The sequence below is a fragment of the Micromonospora sp. NPDC000316 genome, assembly GCF_042898885.1.
Lineage (GTDB): Bacteria > Actinomycetota > Actinomycetes > Mycobacteriales > Micromonosporaceae > Micromonospora.
In genome coordinates, this window is sequence record NZ_JBIAZG010000010.1 from 19,413 (window position 1) to 41,285 (window position 21,873).

26 protein-coding genes are annotated in these 21,873 nt (G+C 72.0%); 10 read left to right on the forward strand and 16 right to left on the reverse strand.

Annotated features, from left to right (window positions below; translation table 11 throughout):
• Positions 1 to 11: 11 nt before the first annotated feature.
• Together ACFY2Q_RS19760 and ACFY2Q_RS19765 are read right to left on the reverse strand one after the other, a co-directional pair.
• Positions 12 to 1,577, reverse strand: coding sequence for an amidohydrolase (locus ACFY2Q_RS19760; protein ID WP_387132153.1), 1,566 nt, complete (start codon positions 1,575 to 1,577; stop codon positions 12 to 14).
• Between the two features lie 4 nt (positions 1,578 to 1,581).
• Complete coding sequence (locus ACFY2Q_RS19765; RefSeq protein WP_387132519.1) at positions 1,582 to 2,631, reverse strand: zinc-binding alcohol dehydrogenase; 1,050 nt, start codon at positions 2,629 to 2,631, stop codon at positions 1,582 to 1,584.
• A 152-nt stretch (positions 2,632 to 2,783) separates the two neighbouring features.
• Here ACFY2Q_RS19765 and ACFY2Q_RS19770 point away from each other — a divergent pair, with 152 nt between their 5' ends.
• The gene (locus ACFY2Q_RS19770) at positions 2,784 to 4,190 is read left to right on the forward strand and encodes a KamA family radical SAM protein (RefSeq protein WP_387132156.1); all 1,407 of its coding nucleotides are present in this window, start codon (positions 2,784 to 2,786) and stop codon (positions 4,188 to 4,190) included.
• Between the two features lie 43 nt (positions 4,191 to 4,233).
• Here ACFY2Q_RS19770 and ACFY2Q_RS19775 read toward each other — a convergent pair whose 3' ends face one another.
• The 3 genes from ACFY2Q_RS19775 to ACFY2Q_RS19785 all read right to left on the reverse strand — a co-directional run bounded on the left by ACFY2Q_RS19775 (position 4,234) and on the right by ACFY2Q_RS19785 (position 5,882).
• On the reverse strand, positions 4,234 to 5,136 hold the full coding sequence (locus ACFY2Q_RS19775; RefSeq protein WP_387132160.1) for a polysaccharide deacetylase family protein: 903 nt from the start codon (positions 5,134 to 5,136) through the stop codon (positions 4,234 to 4,236).
• Between the two features lie 135 nt (positions 5,137 to 5,271).
• Positions 5,272 to 5,613: a YnfA family protein gene (locus ACFY2Q_RS19780; protein ID WP_387132163.1), complete on the reverse strand. Its 342-nt coding sequence runs from the start codon at positions 5,611 to 5,613 to the stop codon at positions 5,272 to 5,274.
• Between the two features lie 74 nt (positions 5,614 to 5,687).
• Positions 5,688 to 5,882: a CsbD family protein gene (locus ACFY2Q_RS19785; protein ID WP_387132166.1), complete on the reverse strand. Its 195-nt coding sequence runs from the start codon at positions 5,880 to 5,882 to the stop codon at positions 5,688 to 5,690.
• Positions 5,883 to 6,049: 167 nt separating this feature from the next.
• Here ACFY2Q_RS19785 and ACFY2Q_RS19790 point away from each other — a divergent pair, with 167 nt between their 5' ends.
• Positions 6,050 to 6,661 (forward strand): histidine phosphatase family protein, encoded by a 612-nt coding sequence (locus ACFY2Q_RS19790; RefSeq protein WP_387132169.1) that lies wholly within the window; start codon positions 6,050 to 6,052, stop codon positions 6,659 to 6,661.
• On the opposite strand, the gene ACFY2Q_RS19795 is transcribed toward ACFY2Q_RS19790, so the two are convergent.
• From ACFY2Q_RS19795 to ACFY2Q_RS19805, 3 genes are all read right to left on the reverse strand, one after another.
• Positions 6,591 to 7,097, reverse strand: coding sequence for an Lrp/AsnC family transcriptional regulator (locus tag ACFY2Q_RS19795; RefSeq protein ID WP_387132172.1), 507 nt, complete (start codon positions 7,095 to 7,097; stop codon positions 6,591 to 6,593). The genes ACFY2Q_RS19790 and ACFY2Q_RS19795 overlap by 71 nt on opposite strands.
• Positions 7,098 to 7,202: 105 nt before the next feature.
• Positions 7,203 to 8,345: an acyl-CoA dehydrogenase family protein gene (locus ACFY2Q_RS19800; protein ID WP_387132175.1), complete on the reverse strand. Its 1,143-nt coding sequence runs from the start codon at positions 8,343 to 8,345 to the stop codon at positions 7,203 to 7,205.
• Complete coding sequence (locus ACFY2Q_RS19805) at positions 8,342 to 9,451, reverse strand: M24 family metallopeptidase (protein ID WP_387132178.1); 1,110 nt, start codon at positions 9,449 to 9,451, stop codon at positions 8,342 to 8,344. The genes ACFY2Q_RS19800 and ACFY2Q_RS19805 overlap by 4 nt, the downstream gene beginning before the upstream one ends.
• Positions 9,452 to 9,652: 201 nt before the next feature.
• Here ACFY2Q_RS19805 and ACFY2Q_RS19810 point away from each other — a divergent pair, with 201 nt between their 5' ends.
• The gene (locus ACFY2Q_RS19810; RefSeq protein WP_387132181.1) at positions 9,653 to 11,023 is read left to right on the forward strand and encodes a glycosyl hydrolase family 18 protein; all 1,371 of its coding nucleotides are present in this window, start codon (positions 9,653 to 9,655) and stop codon (positions 11,021 to 11,023) included.
• Positions 11,024 to 11,056: 33 nt separating this feature from the next.
• Here the strand turns inward: ACFY2Q_RS19810 and ACFY2Q_RS19815 are convergent, their stop codons facing one another.
• The gene (locus tag ACFY2Q_RS19815; RefSeq protein ID WP_387132184.1) at positions 11,057 to 11,944 is read right to left on the reverse strand and encodes a winged helix-turn-helix transcriptional regulator; all 888 of its coding nucleotides are present in this window, start codon (positions 11,942 to 11,944) and stop codon (positions 11,057 to 11,059) included.
• Positions 11,945 to 12,024: 80 nt separating this feature from the next.
• On the opposite strand from ACFY2Q_RS19815, the gene ACFY2Q_RS19820 reads away from it, so the two are divergent.
• The 3 genes from ACFY2Q_RS19820 to ACFY2Q_RS19830 all read left to right on the forward strand — a co-directional run bounded on the left by ACFY2Q_RS19820 (position 12,025) and on the right by ACFY2Q_RS19830 (position 14,664).
• Positions 12,025 to 13,290 (forward strand): MFS transporter, encoded by a 1,266-nt coding sequence (locus ACFY2Q_RS19820; protein WP_387132187.1) that lies wholly within the window; start codon positions 12,025 to 12,027, stop codon positions 13,288 to 13,290.
• A gap of 170 nt (positions 13,291 to 13,460) precedes the next feature.
• Positions 13,461 to 13,688: a hypothetical protein gene (locus ACFY2Q_RS19825; RefSeq protein ID WP_387132190.1), complete on the forward strand. Its 228-nt coding sequence runs from the start codon at positions 13,461 to 13,463 to the stop codon at positions 13,686 to 13,688.
• Positions 13,689 to 13,737: 49 nt separating this feature from the next.
• Positions 13,738 to 14,664: a 5'-3' exonuclease H3TH domain-containing protein gene (locus tag ACFY2Q_RS19830; RefSeq protein ID WP_387132193.1), complete on the forward strand. Its 927-nt coding sequence runs from the start codon at positions 13,738 to 13,740 to the stop codon at positions 14,662 to 14,664.
• A gap of 27 nt (positions 14,665 to 14,691) precedes the next feature.
• Here the strand turns inward: ACFY2Q_RS19830 and ACFY2Q_RS19835 are convergent, their stop codons facing one another.
• Both ACFY2Q_RS19835 and ACFY2Q_RS19840 read right to left on the reverse strand, forming a co-directional pair.
• Positions 14,692 to 15,408 (reverse strand): isocitrate lyase/phosphoenolpyruvate mutase family protein, encoded by a 717-nt coding sequence (locus tag ACFY2Q_RS19835; RefSeq protein WP_387132196.1) that lies wholly within the window; start codon positions 15,406 to 15,408, stop codon positions 14,692 to 14,694.
• A 20-nt stretch (positions 15,409 to 15,428) separates the two neighbouring features.
• Positions 15,429 to 16,184, reverse strand: coding sequence for an SDR family NAD(P)-dependent oxidoreductase (locus ACFY2Q_RS19840; protein WP_387132199.1), 756 nt, complete (start codon positions 16,182 to 16,184; stop codon positions 15,429 to 15,431).
• A gap of 92 nt (positions 16,185 to 16,276) precedes the next feature.
• On the opposite strand from ACFY2Q_RS19840, the gene ACFY2Q_RS19845 reads away from it, so the two are divergent.
• Positions 16,277 to 16,861, forward strand: a complete 585-nt coding sequence (locus tag ACFY2Q_RS19845) for a TetR/AcrR family transcriptional regulator (protein ID WP_387132202.1) — start codon at positions 16,277 to 16,279, stop codon at positions 16,859 to 16,861.
• 28 nt (positions 16,862 to 16,889) lie between these two features.
• On the opposite strand, the gene ACFY2Q_RS19850 is transcribed toward ACFY2Q_RS19845, so the two are convergent.
• From ACFY2Q_RS19850 to ACFY2Q_RS19870, 5 genes are all read right to left on the reverse strand, one after another.
• Complete coding sequence (locus tag ACFY2Q_RS19850; RefSeq protein WP_387132205.1) at positions 16,890 to 17,192, reverse strand: GNAT family N-acetyltransferase; 303 nt, start codon at positions 17,190 to 17,192, stop codon at positions 16,890 to 16,892.
• A gap of 99 nt (positions 17,193 to 17,291) precedes the next feature.
• Positions 17,292 to 17,561 carry a GlsB/YeaQ/YmgE family stress response membrane protein gene (locus ACFY2Q_RS19855; protein WP_387132208.1) on the reverse strand — a complete coding sequence of 90 codons (270 nt, stop codon included), beginning with the start codon at positions 17,559 to 17,561 and terminating at the stop codon, positions 17,292 to 17,294.
• Positions 17,562 to 17,724: 163 nt separating this feature from the next.
• Positions 17,725 to 18,294, reverse strand: coding sequence for a GerMN domain-containing protein (locus ACFY2Q_RS19860; protein WP_387132211.1), 570 nt, complete (start codon positions 18,292 to 18,294; stop codon positions 17,725 to 17,727).
• On the reverse strand, positions 18,291 to 19,649 hold the full coding sequence (locus ACFY2Q_RS19865; RefSeq protein WP_387132214.1) for a sensor histidine kinase: 1,359 nt from the start codon (positions 19,647 to 19,649) through the stop codon (positions 18,291 to 18,293). Before ACFY2Q_RS19865 ends, ACFY2Q_RS19860 begins: the two co-directional genes overlap by 4 nt.
• Positions 19,646 to 20,329 carry a response regulator transcription factor gene (locus tag ACFY2Q_RS19870; protein ID WP_387132217.1) on the reverse strand — a complete coding sequence of 228 codons (684 nt, stop codon included), beginning with the start codon at positions 20,327 to 20,329 and terminating at the stop codon, positions 19,646 to 19,648. Before ACFY2Q_RS19870 ends, ACFY2Q_RS19865 begins: the two co-directional genes overlap by 4 nt.
• 152 nt (positions 20,330 to 20,481) lie before the next feature.
• Between ACFY2Q_RS19870 and ACFY2Q_RS19875 the strand changes: the two genes are divergently transcribed.
• The 3 genes from ACFY2Q_RS19875 to ACFY2Q_RS19885 all read left to right on the forward strand — a co-directional run bounded on the left by ACFY2Q_RS19875 (position 20,482) and on the right by ACFY2Q_RS19885 (position 21,849).
• Positions 20,482 to 20,871, forward strand: a complete 390-nt coding sequence (locus tag ACFY2Q_RS19875) for an STAS domain-containing protein (protein WP_387132220.1) — start codon at positions 20,482 to 20,484, stop codon at positions 20,869 to 20,871.
• A gap of 24 nt (positions 20,872 to 20,895) precedes the next feature.
• Positions 20,896 to 21,177, forward strand: coding sequence for a GlsB/YeaQ/YmgE family stress response membrane protein (locus tag ACFY2Q_RS19880; protein ID WP_387132223.1), 282 nt, complete (start codon positions 20,896 to 20,898; stop codon positions 21,175 to 21,177).
• Positions 21,178 to 21,255: 78 nt separating this feature from the next.
• Positions 21,256 to 21,849: an STAS domain-containing protein gene (locus ACFY2Q_RS19885; protein ID WP_387132226.1), complete on the forward strand. Its 594-nt coding sequence runs from the start codon at positions 21,256 to 21,258 to the stop codon at positions 21,847 to 21,849.
• Positions 21,850 to 21,873 lie beyond the last annotated feature (24 nt).

Below are 21,873 nucleotides of genomic sequence, written 5' to 3' on the forward strand. Positions count from 1 at the left end.
CATCTGCTCGCTCACGACGACCCTTCCTCGTAGATGACCTCACCGCGCAGCACCAGCCGCCGGCACACCGGCAGCGGCGTCGGGTCGTCCGGCCCCCGCAACTCCGGATCCTCCGCCAGCAGCACCGGCAGGCCCCGCTCCACGCCGGCCGGCGTCGACCACACCGCGAACGTCGCCGGCGCACCCAACGCGAGGACCCCCTCGACGTCCAGGTGCACCGCCCGCCACCCACCCCGCGTGTGCGCCGCGAACGCCGACCGCACACTCATCCGCTGCGCCGGATTGTGGTGCGCCGCCGCCGCCCGCACCGACCCCCACGGGTCCAGCGGCGTCACAGGCGAATCCGACCCGAACGCCAACGCCACACCCACCGAGTGCATCGCACCCATCGGGTTCGACTCCAACGACCGGTCCAGACCCAGCCGCGACTCGTACATCCGGCCCGCGCCACCCCACAGGCGGTCGAACGCCGGCTGCATGCTCGCCACGACCCCGTACTCCACGAACCCGGCGATCAACCGCTTACTCATGATCTCGGCGTGCTCGATGCGGTGCCGGGCCTCCCGCAGCCGCTCCACACCCAGCGTCCGCGCCGCCTCCGCGAAACCCTGAAGCACCGTGTCGATCGCCGCGTCACCTATCGCGTGGAACCCGCCCTGCATGCCGTGCGCCGCGCAGTCCAACAGGTGATCGCGCACCTGCTCGGCCGACACGTACCCGTGCCCACAGCCGTCACCGTCGCCGTACGGCTGCGACACGTGCGCCGTCCGCGAACCCAACGCCCCGTCGGCGAACAGGTCACCACCGGCGCCCACCGCACCCAACTCCCGGGCCCGCGCCGCGCCACCCAGCTCACCCCAGTACCCGTACACCTCCGGCAACCCATCGCCGGAGATGCCCAGCAGACCTGTGAAGTCCTCCTCGTCGGAGATCTCCGGCCCGCCGCACTCGTGCACCGCCGCGATGCCCAGCGACGCCGCGTGCGCGAGCGCCACCCGCTGCGCGGCCACCCGCTGTGCCCGACTCACCGACCCCTGCGCCGCCGCCCGCACCACGTGGTGCGCGTCGCGCCGCAGCCAGCCTGACGCGTCGTAGCCGGCCGCGTCGGGCGCCTGCGGGCACGCCGCCAGCAGCGCCGACGACACCAACGCCGAGTGGATCGACGCCTGCGACAGGTAGACCCGTCGACCACCGGCGGCCCGGTCCAGCGCCGCCGCGTCCGGCAACGTCGCATCCGACCAGCCCGACTCGTCCCAGCCGTGCCCCAGCACGACCGCGTCGGCAGGCAGCCCCGCCGCGTACGCGGCCACCGCGTCGAGCAACTGCGCGGCCGAGCGCACCCCGGACAACTCCAGGCCGGACAGCGCCAACCCGGTGTCGGTGGCGTGCACGTGGGCGTCGACGAACGCCGGCGTCACCAGCGCACCACCCAGGTCCACCACCCGGTCGGCCGGCGGCGCGTCACCGTCGGTGCCCAACCAGGCGATCCGCCCACCGGAGACCAGCAGCGCGGTCGCGCTCGGATCGGCGGGACAGTGCAGCACGCCGCCGCGGTACAACGTCGAGGGGTTCGTCATGACCTCAGTCTGCCGCCAACCGCGCCGCGAAGAGCTGACGCACCCCCGGTTCGGCGCGCAGCAGCCCCAACGCCAACTCCGCGTGCCCCGGCACGTACCCGTTGCCCACGAGCATCGTCACGTCCGCCGCCAACCCCTCCGCGCCAAGCGCGGCGGCGGAGAAGCTCGTCGCCATCGAGAAGAAGATCACCGTGCCGCCGTCAGCCGTGGCCAACACCGCCCCGTGCTCACAGCCCGGCACGTCCACGCACACCACAGTGACGTCCGCCGGGCCCCCCAGCGCCGTGGTCACCGCCACGGACAGGCCCACCGGATCCCGGGCGTCGGCCAACGCCACAGCCGAGGCCAGACCGGCGGCCGTCAGCGCGTCGCGCTCCGCCGCCACCGGCACCACCCCGACGGTACGCGCCGCACCCGCGCGCCGCGCCGCCGCGAGCGACAGCGACCCACTCTTACCCGCCCCACCGATCACCGCCACGCGCACCGGGCTCGGGTCACCGGCGCGACGCCGATCCTCGACGTAGCGCGACACCACCCGCGTGGTCAACGCCGGCGCCCCGCACACGTCAAGCACCGCCAGGGACAGCTGCGGGTCCTCGTCCTCGGGCAGCACCGCGGCGATGGAACGCGCGAACAGGATCGCCCACCCGTCGCACGGCACCTGCTCGCTGCGCCCGTCCCAGCGGGCCAGCCCATCGGTCACCACAAGCGGCGTCAGCGTCAGTGACACGAGCGTGGCGACCCGCTCCCCGGGCTTGAGCCCCAGCGGGGAGCGCCGACCGGCCTCCTCGACCGTGCCGATCAGCATTCCACCGGAGCCGGTCACCGGGTTCTGCATCTTCCCCCGGGCAGAGATGATCTCCAGGACCTCGGCGCGCACGGCGTCCCCGTCACCGCCGTGCTTCTCCGACAACTGCCGGAAGCTCGCCGCGTCCAGGTTGAGCCGCTGCACCCGGATCCGCACCTCGTTCGCCGCGATCGTCGGCGATGCGTCCAGCCGCCAGGCCGCCTGCGGCAGCACCCCCGCTGGCTCCACGACGCGGTGCAGTCCCACCGGTGACGTCACGCCGACCTCCCCTGTCCAGCCGCTCGAAGCCCCGGTCAAGGCTCGCGTAACGGGAAAACTTACGGCAGACTAGTTTCTATACCGAATATTTTCCAGTAGCCTTCGGGCCCGTTGACCACCCCCAGCACCGAGGAGGGGCCGTGACCCAGACCCAACCGGTTGAGACCGTCCCCCAACCCCGCCACGCCCCGGTCGCCGAACCGACCGCCGGGCAGCCCTACGAATACCACCGCCGCCCCCTTGTCGAACCGGACTGGACGCGCTTCCCCGGCTGGCGACACGTCACCCGCGACCAGTGGGAATCCGCACAGTGGCAGCGCGTCAACTGCGTCAAGAACGTCAAGCAGCTCCGCACCGTCTTCGGCGACCTCATCGACGACAGCTTCTACACCGACCTCCAGGCCGACCAACAGGCGCTGGCCACCATGTCGATGCTCGTACCACCACAAATGATCAACACGATGGTGCCGTTCGCGCCCCTCACCACCGAGGCGCTGCTCGCCGACCCCATCCGCCGCTACATGATCCCGGTCGCCTCCGACCGCCGCACCGACTGGCCCTCACACCCCTACGCCAGCCGCGACAGCCTCCACGAGCACGACATGTGGGTCGCCGAAGGGCTCACCCACCGCTACCCCACGAAGGTCCTCGCCGAACTGCTCTCCACCTGCCCGCAGTACTGCGGGCACTGCACCCGCATGGACCTCGTCGGCAACTCCACCCCCGCCGTCGACAAGCTCAAACTCACACTCAAGCCCGTCGACCGCTACGACGCGCACATCAGCTACCTCAAAGCCCACCCCGGCGTCCGCGACGTCGTCGTCTCCGGCGGCGACGTGGCAAACGTCCCGTGGCGCAACCTCGAGTCGTACCTCATGCGCCTGCTGGAACTGGAGACGGTCCGCGACATCCGGCTCGCCACCAAGGCCCTCATGGGCCTCCCCCAGCACTGGCTGCAACCCGACGTCGTCCAGGGCCTGGAGCGCGTCGCCCGCACCGCCGCCCGACGTGGCGTCAACCTCGCCATCCACACCCACGTCAACCACGCCCAGTCCCTCACCCCACTCGTCGCGAAGGCCGCCCAGACCGCCCTCGACGTCGGCGTCCGCGACGTGCGCAACCAGGGCGTCCTCATGCGCGGCGTCAACGCCACCACACCCGAACTGCTCGACCTCTGCTTCGCGCTCCAGGGCGAGGCCGGGATCCTGCCGTACTACTTCTACATGTGCGACATGATCCCCAACGCCGAACACTGGCGGGTCCCCGTCTGGCACGCCCAGCAACTCCAGCACGACATCATGGGCTACCTGCCCGGCTACGCCACCCCACGGATCGTCTGCGACGTGCCCTTCGTCGGCAAGCGCTGGGTGCACATGCTCACCGACTACGACCGCGACCGCGGCATCTCCTACTGGACCAAGAACTACCGCACCTCCATCGAGTCGGCAGACCTGGAAGCGCTCAACAAGCGCTACGCCTACTACGACCCGATCGACACCCTGCCCGACAGCGGGCAGCAGTGGTGGGCCGACCACCGCGACGACTGACCCACCCGACGCCCCCGGAACACTCCGGGGGCGTCGTGCGCGCTCAACCTCCGGCCAGGACCTCCGACAGCGGCGCCGGCACCAGACCCCGCTCCCGCAACCCGGCCAGGACGTGCGGCAACGCCTCGTCGGTCATCGAGGCGTTCGCCTCGGTCACATGCATGATCACAATCGAGCCGGGACGCACCGTGTCGAGCACCGCGCGCACCAGCGGCTCCCACGACCTGGCGAACGGATCCCCGCTCACCACGTCCCCGTCGACCACCGTCAGCCCGAGCGGAGCGAGCGCGTCCAGCGCGGCCCTGTCATGGCACAGCCCCGGAAAGCGGAAGTACCGGGTCTGCCTACCCCCGTACGGCTCGAGCACCCGGAACGTCCTCGCCACGTCCTCGGTCATGCCGCTCGCCGCCACCCTCGGCAGGTCATAGCAGTCGCCGGTGAACGCCAGATTCCCGTAGGTGTGGTTTGCCAACTCGAACCGCGGGTTGCCGGCGATCCGCCGGGTGACCTCCGGATACCGCTGCACCCACTTGCCGGTCAGGAAGAAGGTCGCCGGCACCTGCTCCCGTTCCAGCAGGTCGAGGATGCGCAGGTTGGCGTACGACCGCACACGCCCGCTCCGCAGGTTCTGCAGCATCCCGTCGGTCATGTCCGCGTCGAAGGTCAACGCGACCCGGTCGCCGACACGCGGCCCGTGATCGACCACCGGCGGCCTGGTCCCCGTCGGCGTCGCACCCGGCACGCCGACAGTCGGCGGTCGCTGCGTTCCCGTGCTGCCGCTCAGCGCCGGCGAGGGCGTGCCACCACCTGGTGACGGCGGGACCGACGGAGCGACGAAGACCGGCGGCTGCGGTGCCCGGGAGGGCGGGGCCGCGCACCCGGCGGCACCGAGAGCGGCAGCCACCACGAGCGCCCCGAGCACCGGGCGGAGCCGAGAGCGGATCACGGCGTTGATCATCGCAGACGTGAATGCGATTCGGTGCCCCCGACCCGACGGCTACGTGGCCTGGGGCCGGTACGGCCGGCGACGACCCCACCGAAGCGCTACGACGCTGGTTCGGGCCCGATGGTGTGGCAGCGACTACGCCGGACCGCCACGCGGCGCGTACATGATCACCGCGACGCCGAGCAGGCAGAGCGCCGCGCCTGTCACGTCCCACCGGTCCGGGCGGAAACCGTCCACCACCATCGCCCAGCCCAACGAACCCGCCACGAACACCCCGCCGTACGCGGCCAGGATCCGGCCGAAGTTCGCGTCCGGCTGGAACGTCGCGACGAAGCCGTAACACCCCAGCGCGACCACACCTGCGGCGATCCACCACAGGCCGCGCTGCTCCCGCCAGCCCTGCCAGACCAACCAGGCCCCGCCGATCTCGGCAAGCGCGGCCAACACGAACAACACAAGGGAACGGAGCACGGTCACCCCGCGACCCTAACCGGAGCGCACGCACGGGTCCCCGGGCGACAGCACGCCCGGGGACCCGTGGACAACTCAGGTCACTTCGTGAAGGAATCCTTCGCGTTGCGACCCGCGTCCTTCATGTTCTGACCGGCCTGCTTGGCGCGTGCGTCGCTCTTGTCGCTGGCGCCCTCGCCACGCATCCGCTCGTTGTCGGTCATGTCGCCGACCCGCTCCTTCGCGGCGCCGGCCATCTGCTCGACCTTGTTCCGTGCCTTCTCGGTGAAGCTCATCGCGCCTCCTCGGTCTGGCGATCGGTCCTCACCCGCTTGCCCGCTCCCCGGGTGCCGAAACCGGCAGTGCCGGTCGGCACACCCCGTAAGGCATCCTAGGAAGATAGGTGGGATGGTGAAGCTGCGGCAGCCAGGTGCCGCAGCTTCCACGATGGTTAACTTGCCGCATGGGAGAGCTCCTGCTGATCCGGCACGGCGAGACCACCTGGAGCGCCACCCGCAGACACACCTCGTACACCGATCTGGAGCTGACGCCCGACGGCGAGCGGCAGGCGCGAACCCTCGCCGCGTTCCTGGCCGGCCGGCGGTTCACCACTGTGCTGGCCAGTCCCCGCTCGCGGGCGCTGCGCACCGCGCAGCTCGCCGGGCTCACCGTCGACGCCGTCGACGAGGACCTCAGCGAGTGGAACTACGGCGAGTACGAGGGCCGCACCACAGTCGACATCCACGACGATGAGCCACACTGGAACATCTGGACCGACGGCTGCCCCGGCGGGGAGTCCCCCGCCCAGGTGGGCGCCCGGCTCGACCGGGTGCTGGCCCGGGTCACCCCACTGCTCGACCGCGGCACCGTCGCGCTTGTCGGCCACGCACACAGCCTGCGGGTGCTCGGCGCCCGCTGGATCGGCCTGCCCCCGTCCGCCGGCGGCCTACTGCGGCTGGACACCGCAACGGTAAGCGCGCTCGGTCACGAGCACGACCGGCCGGTCATCCTTCGGTGGAACCAGCCGGCTCCTCCGGCACCCGGGACCGCGACCGACTCGGTGCCCCAGCGCTGATCTTCGGCGGCCGGTTCTCGTACGGGGTGGACAACACCACAGTCGTCCGCGTCGTCACGCTCGCCGACGTGCGGATCTCCTGGAGCACCCGCTCCAGGTCGGTCGGGCTGGCCACCCGCACCAGCAGCATGTAGAAGTCCTCCCCCGCCACCGAGTAGCAGGAGTCGATCTCGGGCAGGTGGGCCAGCCGCTCGGGCGCGTCATCCGGCTGCGACGGGTCGAACGGGCGGATCGCCACGAACGCCGTCAACGGCAGGTCCAGCGCCTCGAAGGAGACCCGGGCGGCGTACCCCTTGATCACCCCGCGTTGCTCCAGCCGGCGCACCCGCTGGTGCACGGCGGACACCGACAGCCCCACCCTCTCGGCCAGGTCGGTGTACGACAGGCGGCCGTCAGCGGTGAGCGCGGCGACGATGGCGCGGTCGATCTCCTCCACGGCGAGCAACCTACCGGGAAAACGGCGCGGCGGCGACGAGAAACCCGCCCGGCCGGTCGCGGCGGGCGGGTGCGGTGGAAGCCGCCGCACCCGCCAGTAGCCCGTTCAGCCCTTCGCCAGCGCCCGGGAGATCACCATCCGCTGGATCTGATTGGTGCCCTCCACGATCTGCAACACCTTCGCCTCGCGCATGTACCGCTCCACCGGGTGATCGGCCACGTAGCCGGCGCCGCCGAGCACCTGCACCGCGTCGGTGGTCACCCGCATCGCCATGTCGGTGGCGAAGAGCTTGGCCTTGGCGGCCTCGGTGGAGTACGGCCGCCCGGCGTCGCGCAGCCGGGCCGCCGCGAGGGTCAGCGCGCGGGCCGCCGAGATCTGCGTCGCCGCGTCGGCGAGCAGGAAGCCCAGCCCCTGGAAGTCGATGATGGACCGGCCGAACTGCTGCCGCTCACGGGCGTAGGTGACCGCGTAGTCAAGGGCCGCCTGGGCCAGCCCGACAGCGCAGGCCGCGATGCCCAACCGGCCGGAATCCAACGCCGACATCGCGATCGTGAAGCCCACCCCCTCGCCGCCGATCAGCCGATCGGCCGGGATCCGCGCCTCGTCGAAGGCGATCTGTGCCACGGGTGAGGAGCGCAGACCCATCGTCCGCTCGGCCGCCTGTGGGGTGACGCCGGCCGTGCCCGCGTCGACGAGCAGGCAGGAGATCCCCTTCGGGCCGGCCCCTCCGGTGCGACAGAACACGTTGTAGAAGTCGGCGACCCGGGCGTGGGTGATCCACGCCTTGGTGCCGGAGACGACGTACGCGTCGCCGTCGCGGACCGCCCGGGTGCTCAGCGACGCCGCGTCGGAACCGCCCTGCGGCTCGGAGAGGCAGTACGCGCCGAGCAGCTCGCCACCGAGCATGTCCGGCAGCAGCTTGCGCTGCTCGTCGGTGCCGAAGGCCGCCACCGGATAGCAGGACAGGGTGTGCACGCTTACCGCCTCGGCGACCGCGAGCCACCGGCTGGCGAGGATCTCCAGCACCTGGAGGTACACCTCGTACGGCTGGGCGGCCCCACCCTGCTCCTCGGGGTAGGGCAGGCCGAGCAGGCCGGCCCGGCCGATGGTGCGCAGCACGTCGCGGGGGAACTCGGCGCGCTCCTCGAAGCCGGCGGCCTTCGGCGCGAGCTCACGGTCGGCGAGCTCGGTGGCGAGGTCCAGCAGATCGTGGGCCTCGTCGGTGGGGAGGATCCGGTCGACAGTCATAAGGCGATGAGCTCCGTGGGGGTGGTGTTGAGCCGTTGCACGCCGTCCGTTGTGCAGACGACGATGTCCTCGATGCGGGCGCCGTGCCGGCCCGCGAGGTAGATGCCCGGTTCGATGGAGAACGCCATCCCGGCTTCCAGGGGCCGGTCGTTGCCGGTCACCAGGTAGGGCTCCTCGTGACCGTCCAGCCCGATGCCGTGGCCGGTGCGGTGCAGGAACGCGTGGCCGTAGCCGGCGGCGGCGATCGGTTCCCGGGCCGCGGCGTCGGCCGCCGCGCCGGTGATCCCCGGCCGCACGGCCGCCACGGCGGCGCGCTGGGTGTCGCGCAGCACCGCGTAGTAGTCAAGGAACTCCGCCGGCGCCGGGCCGCCCGCGACGTAGGTGCGGGTGCAGTCCGAGCGGTAGCCCGACGGCATCGTCCCGCCGATGTCCACGACGACTGGCTCGCCGGCGCCGATCGGCCGGTCCGACGTGCCGTGGTGCGGGCTGGCCCCGTTGGGGCCTGCGGCCACGATGACGAAGTCGACGCTCACGTGCCCCGCGGCCCGGATCGCGGCGGCGATGTCGGCGGCCACCTCGGCCTCGGTGCGCCCGGGCCGCAGCCATTCGCCCATGCGCAGGTGAACCTCGTCGATTGCCGCGCCGGCCTCGGCGAGCGCCGCGACCTCCGCCGGGGACTTGCGGATGCGCAGCTCGCGCAGCACCTCGGAGGCGAGCCGCTGCGCGGCGCCGGGCAGCGCCGCGCGCAGCGCCAGGACCTGCTCGGCCCACGTCCGGTCGGCAACCCCCACCGCCGCCGGCGGGCCGTCGAGGGCGGCGATAACCAGGGGGTACGGGTCGACGCCGTCGGCGTGGTCGACGATGCGCAGACCGGTGGCCTGGGACGCCTCCGCGGCCGGACGTTCAAGTGTCGGCACGATGAGCGTGGGCTCCCCCGAGGCGGGCAGCACCAGGCAGGTGAGCCGCTCCCCCGCGCGGGCGTCGTAGCCGGTCAGGTAGCGCAGGTCGGAGCCGGGGGTGAGCAGCAGCGCGTCCAGACCGGCGGCGGCGGTGGCGCGCTGCGCGGCGATCAGACGGTCGGACGGGTACAGCTCGTCGATTCCCACCCCGTCAGCTTAACGGTCGTTTGGGCATCGCCAGAAGCCGCGCGGGGTCGACCGCGGGAAATCCATCGGGGTTGATTGACGCCGACAGTTAACACTCTTTAAGATTTGGCTGCCTCGAGGCCACACCCGCGTTTTCGCACCTCCCGCCCGTGACAACCCTGCGCGGGCGGGCGTCGTCCCCCGCCCGGGAAGGCCCCACCGATGTCCTCACCACTGCGCCGCGCCCTCGCCGCCGGCCTGCTCGCACTGGCCACCGCCAGCGCCACCCTCGCCATCGCACCCACCGCAGCCCATGCCGTGGTGCTGCCGAACAACTTCAAGAGCGTCGGCTACATGCCCTCCTGGGCCGGCAACGTCAACACCGTCCAGTACAACAAGCTCACCCACATCAACTACGCGTTCGTGCTGCCCAACAACGACGGCAGCCTGCGCCCGGTGGAGAACCCCAGCAAGCTCTCCTCGCTCGTCTCCCTCGGGCACGCCAACAACGTCAAGGTGTCGATCGCTGTCGGCGGCTGGAACGACGGCAACGACTCGGCCTTCGAGGCCCTCGCCGCGAACTCCGGCACCCGGACCGCCTTCGTCAACAACCTTGTCAACTTCGTCAACCAGTACAACCTCGACGGTGTCGACATGGACTGGGAGTACCCCGACCCGGGCACCTCGGCCAACAACTACACCCAGCTCATGACACAGCTCGGCAGCGCCCTGCACAGCAGGGGCAAGCTCCTCACCGCCGCAGTGGTCTCCGAGGGCAGCTACGTGCAGGGCGTACCCACCGCCGTCTTCGCCCAGGTCGACTGGCTCAACATCATGGCGTACGACGGCGGCAGCCCACACGCCAACTACGACTGGTCGATCGCCAGCATCAACCTGTGGAAGTCCCGCGGTCTGCCCGCCAGCAAGGCCGTGCTCGGCATCCCGTTCTACAGCCGCCCCGGCTACTACACGTACTCGGCGCTCGTCGGCATGGACCCGGCAAACGCCAACCGGGACTGCACCACCGTCGGCGGCGTACAGCAGTGCTACAACGGCATCCCCACGGTCAAGCGCAAGACCCAGTGGGCCCTCGCCAACGCCGGCGGCGTCATGAACTGGGAACTGTCGCAGGACACCACAGGCTCGACCTCGCTTGTCAGCGCCATGTACGACACCATCATGGGCGGCACCACCCCGCCGCCGACCGGCCGCACCGGCCGGATCACCGGGATCGCCGGCAAATGCGTCGACGTGGCCTCGGCGAGCACCGCCAACGGCACCGCCATCCAACTCTGGGGCTGCAACGGCACCAACGCGCAGACCTGGACGGTCGCCGGTGACAGCACCCTGCGGGCGCTCGGCAAGTGCGCCGACATCACAAGCGGCTCCACCGCCAACGGCGCGAAGATCCAGCTCTGGGACTGCAACGGCACCGGCGCCCAGGTGTGGCAGGCGCAGTCCGACGGCACGCTGCGCAACCCGCAGTCCAACAAGTGCCTGGACGCCAGCGACAACAGCTCCGCCGACGGCACCCGGTTGCAGATCTGGGACTGCTTCGCCGGCGCCAACCAGCGCTGGACCCTCCCGGCCTGACGTGCCCCCAAGGTCCCCGGTCGACGCCCAGCGTCAGCCGGGGATCCTTGCGTGCTCGTGGGCCAGGGCGAGCATCTCGTCCACCGATCCGGCCGGATCGGTGACCGGGAACTGCACCGCTCTGATCACCGCCGCCGAGTCGACCAGCAGCGTCAGCCGCTTGAACCGGGTCACCCCACCGGCGCGGAAGGTCGGCAGCAGCAGCCCGGCCGCGAGCAGACCATCCTGATCGGACAGCAGCGGGAACGGCAGCTTCGCGTACGCGGCGAAGTCGGCCAACTGGTCCGGACGCTGGGTGCTGATCCCCCGCACCTGGACCCCGGCGGCCCGGAAATCCGGGAACCGGTCGGCGTACGTGGTCGACTCCAGCGTGCAGCCGCGGGTGCCGGGAATCGCGGCCCAGCCGGGCGGGTAGCCGTCCGTCCCCGGCGCGTACGCCCCGGGAAAGAGGTAGAGGACGGTCCACGCCTCGGCGTCGGCCAGCGCGACCGGGCGGCCGTCGGAGGCCGGCAGGACGGCCGTGGGCAACCGTCGCCCGGTCAGGTCGCGCACCCGGCGTGCCTCGGCCGACGCCATGTCGGCGGTAGCGGTCAGTTCACCGTTGCCCATCACATGCCGCGTTCCCCAGTCTTGTAGGGCGATCAGCACCGGCAGAAGCCCCTCGCCCTTCGGCGTGAGCAGGTAGTCGTGGCGCGGTGGGTGCCGGGAGTACGGGCGACGCTCCAGCACGCCATGCTCGACCAGCGCGGCGAGGCGCTCGGTCAGCGCCCGTCGGCTCACACCCAACTCGCGCTGGAGCGCCTCGAAGCGGGTCGTCCCGCCGGCCACGTCCCGCACGATGAGGAACGTCCACCAGTCCCCCAGGACGCCGAGCGCCTGCGCGATGCCGCAGTCCGCATCGGCCAGATCTTCCCGCCGCACCCCTACCTCCCCTCTCGCAAGATGACTATAGTCCGTTCCAGATTGGAACGCACTGGTGCGACGAACGGGGGCCGACGGGGATGCGCGTCGACAAGCGGGCCGGGGTGTTCTGGCGGTGGTGGACCGCCGGCACGACCAGCATGGTCGGGTCGGCGGTCGGCGCGGTCGCGCTGCCGCTGACCGCGCTCACCGTCCTCGACGCCTCCGCCTTCCAGATGGGCCTCATCGCGGCGGCCAGCTACGTCGCGTGGATCGTGATCGGGCTACCCGCCGGTGTCTTCGTGCAACGACTGCCACTGCGCGGCGTCCAGGTGGGTGCCGACCTGGCCCGCGCGGTCGCCGTGGCCTCGATCCCGTTGGCCTGGTGGTGGGGCCACCTCACCGTCGCCCACCTGGTGGTCACCGCGCTCGTCGTCAGCTTCGCCACCGTGCTCTTCGACGTGGCCAACTCGACCTTCCTGCCCAGCATCGTCGAACGCGAGCAGTTGCAGTCGCGCAACAGCCTCACCTCCGGCACTCACGCCGCCACGCTGCTCAGCGGCCCCTCCCTCGGCGGGATCGCCGTGCAGACGCTCGGCGCGGTGCCCACGCTGCTGGTCGACGCGACCGGCTACGTCGTGTCGGCGGCCCTGCTGCGGACCCTGCCGGCCAGCCGCGCCGACGTCCCGGACCGCTGGCCGCCGATCGGCAAGCTGATCCGCGAGGGCTGGCGCTTCGTCGCGTACCACCCGGTCATGGGTCCAAGCATGTGGGCGGCGACGGCCATTAACCTCGTCTGCGGCGCACAGTTCGCGCTCCACCCGCTCTACCTGGTCCGCGACCTGCACGCCCCTGCTGGCCTGGTCGGCGTCCTCCTCGCCGTCGAGGGGGTCGGCGCGCTCGTCGGGGCGGCGCTCACCACGCGGATCACGGCACGGATCGGCACCGCCCGCGCGCTGATCGCCGCCGGGTTCACCACCGTCGCCGGGGCCTTGGTGATCCCGTGGGGCACCGGCTGGTTGGCGTACGCCGCATTCGCCGCCGGCAGCATCGTCTTCTCCCTCGGCACGGTGGTGCTCAGCGTGACCACCCGGACCTACCGGCAGATCGCCAGTCCGCCCGACCTGCTCTCCCGGGTGATGGCGACGGTGCGGTTCGTCTCCTGGGGCGCGATCCCCGTGGGCGGACTCCTGGCCGGGGCGCTGGCCGGTCCGCTCGGCGCCCGGGTCACCCTGCTCGTGTTCGCGGCCGCCGTGGTGGGCGCGCCTCTGGTGCTGCTGCTCTCCCCCGTCCGGCACCTGCGTGACCTCACCGACCACGACCGGGACGATCCGCAGCACACCGAGGCGCTGGTCGCCAGCCGGTGACCGCCTGGTCAGGACGCTGCGCCGACAAGTCGGCATCGACGCGTCGTTCCCGAGCCGGGCCGGGTCCGGGCGGCCGGTGGCCCGGCGCGCGGTTTCCCTGGTCGGAGGGCGTCACGGGCCATAGCCTGGCAAGGGGCGTCCGACCGGGCGCCGCGACCGGAGGGACCACCGTGGCAGCGAACGGGGCGAGCCGGGCGGCGACCCGCCGTCGCCGGCAGTTGTGGGCCGGGGTCCTCGCGCTCGCCGGCCTGGTGCTGCTGGTCATCGGCCTCACCGTGGCCGACGGTGTGGCTGCCTGGATCGAGGTGCTGGCCGCCATCCTGCTGCTGGTGACCAGCTACGTCGTGCAGCACCTGGCCCGCCGGGAGACCGTCTACCGGCCCGACGAGCAGCGCTGACGGCCGGGCGTACCAGTGATCGTCGGAGGGTTGTGCCAGGCTGTCCGGCGTGGCACACCGATCCCCGATCCTGCTGATCGACGCACCCAGCCTCTACTTCCGGGCCTACTTCGGCATTCCGGAGTCCGCCGCCCGCACCGCAGACGGCACACCCGTCAACGCGGTCCGTGGCTTCCTCGACATGCTCGCCACCCTGATCCGTGGGCGCGGCGCCGACCGGATGGTCTGCGCCATGGACTACGACTGGCGGCCGGCGTGGCGGGTCGATCTGCTGCCGTCGTACAAGGCGCACCGGGTGGCCCCGCAGGGCGGCGAGGTCGTCCCGGACACGCTCTCCCCGCAGGTGCCGATGATCCTGGAGGTGCTGGCCGCGATCGGCATCACAGTCGTCGGGGCGACCGGCTACGAGGCCGACGACGTGCTCGGCACGCTGTCGGTGACCCAGCCCGGCCCCGTCGAGGTGGTCTCCGGCGACCGCGACCTGTTCCAGCTCGTCGACGACACCCGGCCGGTCCGGCTGCTCTACATCGGGCGCGGCGTCGCCAAGCTCGACGACTGTGACGACGCCGCGGTGCGCGCCCGCTACGGCGTGCCCGCCGACAGGTACGCCGACTTCGCGGCGCTGCGCGGCGATCCCAGCGACGGCCTGCCCGGTGTGCCGGGCGTCGGCGAGAAGACCGCCGCGCGGCTCATCGAGCGGTACGGGAGCATCGACGGCATCCTGGCCGCGCTCGACGACTCCGACTCGTCCTTCGCGCCGGGCCTGCGCACCAAGCTGGCCGCAGCCCGCGACTACCTGGCCGTCGCGCCGACGGTGGTCCGGGTCGCCCTGGACGTGCCGCTGCCGGAGCTGCCCACCGCGCTGCCGACCGCCCCGGCCGACCCGGACCGCCTTCTCGAACTGGCCGGCCAGTGGAACCTGGCCGGCTCGACCCGCCGCCTCGTGGACGCCCTGGCCGCCCGCGCCGACCACTGACACCGGCCGGCGCTGGCCGGCCCTGTTTCAGCCGCAGAGTTCGGCAGCGCGGTCACCGATCGCGCCCATGGCGTACCGCTGCATTCCAGGGCCGAAGGTGATGCGGGTGGCGCCCAGCCGTGCCAGCTCGGCCACCGACTCCCTGCTCGGGTCGGCGGCCATGTTGATGGGGCCGGCGATGCGCTCCCGCAGCGCGGGGAACACCTCCGGTGGCGCGAGAATCGGATACACGCAGTCGGCGCCGGCCGCCACGTACAGCCGGGCGCGGGCCACGGCATCCGCCGGGTCGCCCGTGCCGACCAGGAACGTGTCGACGCGCGCGTTGATGACGAGCGCGTCACCCGCCGCCGCCCGCACCTCGGCCAGCCAGTCCGCGTGCCGCTGCGGGTCCTTGAGCGTGGCGTGCCCGTCGGAGTCCTCCAGGTTGCAGCCGACCGCGCCGGTCTCCAGGAGCCGCTCGACCAACTCGGCGGGGGCGAGCCCGTAGCCGCCCTCGACGTCGGCGGAGACCGGCACGGAGACCGCCCGGACGATCCTCGCCACCGCGGCGAACATCTCGTCCGGCGGTGTCGCGCCGTCCTCGTAACCGAGCGAGGCGGCGACCCCCGCGCTCGGGGTCGCGAGCGCCGGGAAGCCGGCGTCGGCGAACACCCGGGCGCTGCCCGCGTCCCACGGCCCCGGCAGGACGAGCGGGTCACCGGGGGCGCGGTCGTGGTGCAGGGCGCGGAAGGTCGAGGCTGTCATCGGTGGGGCCTCCTGTGGACTCAGGCGGTGTATCCGCCGTTGGAGTCAAGCACGGCGCCTGTGACGTAGGAGGCTGCGGGGCTGGCGAGGAAGGCGACGACCGCAGCGGTCTCGGCGGGGTCGCTGACGCGTTGGAGCGCGAGGCTGCCCACCATGCGCTCGAGCACCTCCGGGTTCGGTGGCTCCATGCCGGTGAGCATGAGCCCGGCCTGCACCATGTTGACGGTGATGCCGCGCGGCGCGAGGTCGCGGGCGACACCCCTGGTGTAGCCGACCAGGCCGGCCTTGGTCGCGGCGTAGTCAGCGAGACCGGGCACCCCGACCCGGGCGCCGATTCCCGAGCCGATGTTGACGATCCGTCCGTTGTCCCGCAGCACCTTCGCCGCCGCGCGGATGATCGCGATGACGCCCGTGTAGTTGGTGGCGTGCATCCGGTCCAGAGCGGCGATGTCGGCGTCCGGGTCGTCGACGGTTCGGCCCTGTTCGATGGAGATGGCAGCGTTGTTGACAAGGATGTCCAGACCGCCGAGCTGGGACACCACGTCGTCGATCAACCCCGGTGCGCGCAAGCTGTCCGCCTGGTCGTTCTGGAGGGCGAGGGCACGTACACCCTTGCCCCGCAGCTCTTCGACGACGGTGGCGGCCTTGTCGGCGGAGCCGACGTAGGTGATCGCGACGTCCGCGCCGTCGTCGGCGAGCGCGCGGGCGGTGGCCGCGCCGAGACCGCGTGAACCGCCGGTGACGAGCGCGACCTTGCCCTGGAGAGTCCGTGCCATGAGTTTGTCCTCCGTACGAGGGGGAATTATTGACTGCTCGGTCCACCATACGGTTGGTGGACCGAGCAGTCAATAATTGCTACGCTCGTCACATGGCCAGGCCACGACAGTTCGACGAAGAGCAGGTGCTGCGCGCCGTCCGCGACCAGTTCTGGGACGCCGGCTACGCGGCGACCTCGCTGGAGGACCTGATGCGCGTCAGCGGGCTGGGCAAGGGCAGCCTCTACGGCGCCTTCGGTGACAAGCACCGGCTGTTCCTGCGGGCGCTGCGCGAATACACCGACACCAGCGGCGGCCACCTGCGCGAGATGCTCGCGTCCGCTCCCCGCGCCCTGGACGCGCTACGGGCGTTCGTCCTGGCGCCGGTCGGCGACCCGAGCGCCGCCCGGCGCGGCTGCCTCATGGCCAACAGCACCTGCGAGCTGGCCGCCGCCGACCCCGACGTTCTCGCGGAGGCGCGGCGCACCTACGAGGCGACGACAAACCTGGTGGCCGACTGTGTCGTACGCGCCCAGGCCGAGGGTGACCTGTCGCGCGACGTCGACCCCGTCGAGACGGCACGCGCACTGCTCGCCGCTCAGCAGGGCATCGTGTTCATGGGGCGGACGGGGCTGGACATCGCCACGCTCACCGCTACCGCACGCACCCTCGCCGCCACGCTCCTGCCCGAGGCCTGAGACCGGCGGCTCAGGAACAGAAACCCGATTACTTGATCTTGCGGGTGGATCGGACCACGATGTCGTCGTACTCCGGGTGCTTGCCCAGCCACTCGGCGAGGAACGGGCAGATCGGCACGACCGTGCGCCGCTTGGCCCGGGCGTCGTCCATCACCGCGCGGGCAAGCGTCGACCCGACACCCCTGCCCTCGAAGGCCGGATCGACCTCGGTGTGGGTGTAGGCGATGATGGCGCCGGTCAGCTGATAGGTGACGAAACCCGCGACCCCGCCGGCCTCGTCGCGCGCCTCGAACCGCTCCCGCGTCGGCGCGTCTGTCACGGTGAACTGCACAGGCCCATCCAAGCACAGCCGGTTTCGGCGGCCGTACGCCGTCACCACGCGCAGGGCGGGCCCACCCCGCGCGAGGGTGGGCCCGCCCTGCGTACGCCGTCAGGGGCGTCGGCGGCCGTACGTGCCGGCGACGATGGCCACGCCGATCGCCGCGAACACGACCTGGATCAACAGTTCGATCCAGTCGATGCCTGCGGTGTCGTCCACGCCGAACACACCTGCCACCACGGTGCCCAGGATCGCGGCCAGCACACCGATGGCCAGGGTGAGCAGGATCGGGACGTTCTGCTTGCCCGGCACCACGAGCCGGCCGAGGGCACCGATGATCAGACCGATGATGACGGCGGCGAAGAAGCCCGTAATCTCCACGGGAACCTACCTTCCTCAGTTGTGTCGACCATGACGTGTTGGCGTCAGGGACGCCTTTGTGCCCCCGGTCGGATGCAGGCGAAACCGGCGATCGGCGCGCACGCCGATTTGTCACGCAACTGTCATGAGCCGTACGACCGCGCCGCACGGTAGGCGGCCGAGGTCACAGCGGGACGATGAGTGGAGCGAAGTCGGCGCGGGTGAGCGGTTGTTCGGTGAGCGAGCCGTCGGCGCGGGGCACGCCCAGGGGCTTGCCGTCGCGCAGGAACGTGACGGTGGCGACGTCGTCGCGGCTGGTCAGGGTGCAGACGATCTGCCCGAAGGCGAGGACCTCGTCGCTGCGGCCGACGTCGTGGCCCGGTTCGTCGACAGCGATCTGGGCCTGGGCGCCGTTCACCGTCGCCCCGGCGGCGGTGACCGCTCCCGCGAGCGCGCTGGTCAGGTCGTCGTCCCGTTCGACGGCGGTGGGCCCGGCGAGCAGGTGCCGCAGGTGCTCCTCGACCGTCGGCGGGCGGTCCACGCGCCGGACCACGGGGACGATGCGGTTGTCGCGGACCAGGCAGAGGATCTCCACGGCGCTGCCGGGCGGGGCGGTGGTGGCGTCGGTGGGTGCCGCCGTGCTGAGGAACGGCCCGCGCGGGGGTTTCACCGGCCGGGCCGCGTCGTCGGTGGGGATGCCGCAGCCGGTCAGCAGCGCGGTGAGCGTCAACGCGACGACAAGACGGCGGTTCACGGCAGGCTCCCGGCCAGTGTGACCCGGAAGCAGGCGCCCCCGCCGGGCCGGTCGCTGAGGGTGACGCGGCCGCCGTGCGCCGCGGCGTGCTGGGCGACAAGCGCGAGCCCGAGCCCGGCGCCGTCCCCGGTGCCACGGGTGTGCGCGGCGCGCCCCCGCACGAACCTGTCGAAGATCGCCTCACGGTCCTCGACCGGCACTCCGGGGCCGTCGTCCTCGACCTCGATGACACCGGCACTGCCGTCGCGGCTCAGCCGGACCATCACCGGACCACCCCCGTAGGTCACCGCGTTCTCGAGCAGGTTCGCCAGGATCTGGGCGACCCGCCGCCGCTCCACCTGCCACGTCGCCGGCACGTCGGCAGTGAGGTGGACAAGGGTGGCGGGCAGGTCGAGGGCCCGGCAGGCGTCCCGGGCCAACGCCACCACGTCCACGGGGGCCCGGTGTGCGGGCTGGTCGCTGCGGGCCAGGTCGATCAGGTCGTTGACGAGCCGCTGGAAACGGTCGATCTCGGCGGCCACGAGCCCGGCGGCGACAGCCGTCCGTTCGTCCTGGTGCTCGCGGCGACGCGCCAGGACGCTTGCCGCCGCGGCAAGGGTCTGCAGCGGTGAGCGCAGTTCGTGGCTGACGTCGGCGGCGAAGCGGCGATCCCGCTCGATGCGGTGCTCGAGCCGGTCGACCATCTGGTTGAACGACGACGACAGGCGGGTCAGGTCGAGGTCCGTGGCCGGGTCGAGGCGGGCGGTGAAGTCACCTGCGGCGATCTTCTCGGCGGCGTCGGCGACAGCCGTCAGCGGCCGCAGCCCGTGCCGGGTGGCATACCAGCCGAGCGCGGCACCGGAGCCGGCCACCATGATCGCGACGGTGGTCAGCGCGAGCGCCAGAACCTGGAACGTCTGCTCCAGCTCGCGCAGGGAGTTGACCTCGAAGTACGTCGACGTCGCCGACAGCGGCACCCCGACCACGAGGGCGGGCTGGCCGTCCAGGCGTACGCGCTGCAACGCCGGCTGCCCGGCGGCGACGATCCGTCGCAGGTCGGCGGGGATGGCGGTGGTGGTGCCCGAGTCGACGGTGCGGGCGTACCACTCGCCGTCCAGGTGCAGCACGGGCCGCCGGCCGCCGCCGGTGTCCAGCGAACGGAGCACCTCCACCACGTCGGGCGTGCCCGTGTCGAGCCCGGCGCGCACGACTGTGGCGTCGAAGTAGGCGGCGCGCAGGGCCGTGCGCTCCCGCTCCTCCAGCAGCGACCGGCGGACCAGCTCGTACGAGACGAGGGCCATCGACGCGGCAAGCAGGAACGCCCCGACGGCGAACGCGGCGGTGACGCGGGTGCGGAGTCCGAGGTGGAGTCTCATCGCTGCAGCTTGTAGCCCATACCCCGCAGGGTGACCAGGTGTCGTGGCGTGGCCGGGTCCCGTTCGATCTTCTGCCGCAGCCGACCCACGTGCACGTCGACAAGCCGCTCGTCACCCAGGTCGTACCCCCAGACCCGTTGCAGCAACTGCTGGCGGGACAGCACCCGACCGGCGTGCTCGGCGAGCTCGCACAGCAGCCGGAACTCGGTGCGGGTGACCGGCACGGGCTGGCCGGCCCGGCGGACCTCCCCCGCGTCGGGGCTGATCTCCAGGTCACCGAAGGCGAGCACGGGCACCGGTTCCGGTTCGGCGACGGCGGCGCGGGCGCGGCGGCGCAGGGCCCGCAGCCGAGCGGTCAACTCCTTGATCGCCACCGGCTTGACCACGTAGTCGTCAGCCCCGGCTTCGAGAGCGGCCACGATGTCGTGGGTCTCGTCGCGGGCGCTGACCACCACGATCGGCACGTCGTCGTCGCGGCGCAACTGCCTGATGCACTCGAAACCGTCGAGGCCCGGCAGCATCAGGTCGACGAGCACGTAGTCGGCCGGATCGCGGCGCTGGGCGCGCAGGCCCTCCTCGGCGGTGGCCGCGCCGACGGCGTCGTACCCCTCCTCCTCCAGCGCGAGCAGCAGCGCCAGGCGGATGCGGTCGTCGTCCTCGATCACCAGTACGGCCGTCATACCGGCATCATCCCCAGGCCGCACGTCGCGGGGCCAACCGCGTCCGCCGGCTGGCGGATTTGTCACGCAACTGTCATGGATCCGCGCGGTGATCGCCAAGCCGGCCCGGCACGGTCGTGGAGGTCAGGTCCGCGAGGGAAAGGGGTACGCCCATGACAGAGTCACCGGCGCCGCCGTCGTGGACACTGCCGCTGGTCGAGGTGTGTATCAGCGAATTCGACCTGGCCGGTCTGCCGGAGACCGGAGCCGTGTTCGACCGGCTGCTTGCCCTGCGGCCCGCACGTGTCGTGGTGGACCTGTCACGGTGCCGGCACATCGACGCCGCCGCCATCGGGCTGCTGCTCGACGTGCACCGGCGGCTGATCCGCGCCGATGGGGTCCTCACCGTCCGCAACCCGAACCCCCGCATCCGGCGCATCCTGCACACGGCCCGCCTCGACCAGGTCCTGCCGATCGTCATCGACGTGGAGGCCGGCGGCGCCGAGCCGGCGGCGCCGTCGCCGATCGCCCACGGGCGGGCGCCGGTAACTGCGCGTCACTGACCGTCGACCGCGACAGGAGGCAACATGAGCATCAGTGGACTGGTAAGCGCCCTCGTCGTCGGCCTCGTCGTCGGGCCCCTCGGTCGGCGCGTCGTGCCCGGCCCGCACAGCGTCCCGCTCTGGGTAGCCCTGACCGTCGGCGTCGTCGCCGCGCTCGTCGGCTCCACCGCCGCACGGCTCGCCGGCGTCACCACGCAGGGGTTCGGCTTCCTGGAACTGCTCCTGCAGGTCGGCGTGGCCGGCGTCGCCGTGGTCCTCGTCGTGGCCACCACCGGTCGCACCGCCCCGCCGACTCCAGAGCCCTGACACACGCAACTCGCACCGCCGATTCAGCCCGCACCGAGATCGTCCGCGGCCGGGCACGGACGTAGGAAGGACAGCACCATGACCGTCGTCCCCGACGACGACCTGATGACCCTGATCTGCGACATCTGTGGTGACTCCCTGCGGGCCACCGCGTGCGTGCTGCCCGACGCGGAGGTCGTCTGGACGCTTGTCTCCGAACACGGCTGGAGTGGCTCTCCCTTCGCGACAGGCCCACACCGCTGCCCGCACTGCAGCCTGCTGCCGGCCTCGCGTGGTGGGACGGCGGCGTGCGGCGACCACGGCCCGGGCGGCATCCTCGGCATCGACCATCTCGACGATGTGACAGTCGTCGCGGCCACCGGGGACATCGACCTGGCCTCCGGGGACACCCTGCGCTCGGCCCTGCGCCACGCGGCCGAGATGGGTGGACACGTTGTGGTCGACCTGAGCCGCGTGCATCTCATCGACTCGACGGGCCTCGGCCTGCTCGTGCGCGCCCACCAGGACGCCCGCGACCGTGGCGCCACGCTCAGCCTCGCCGCGCCGTCGCGGTTCATCCGCACCGTCCTGCACACCATGCGCCTGGACGGGGCTCTGCCGATCTTCGAGAGTCGCGACGACGCGCTCGCCCACCTGGCGCAGGGCGCGTCCGTGTCGGGCACCCGCGCCTGATCAGGGCCCATCCACCAGCAAGGA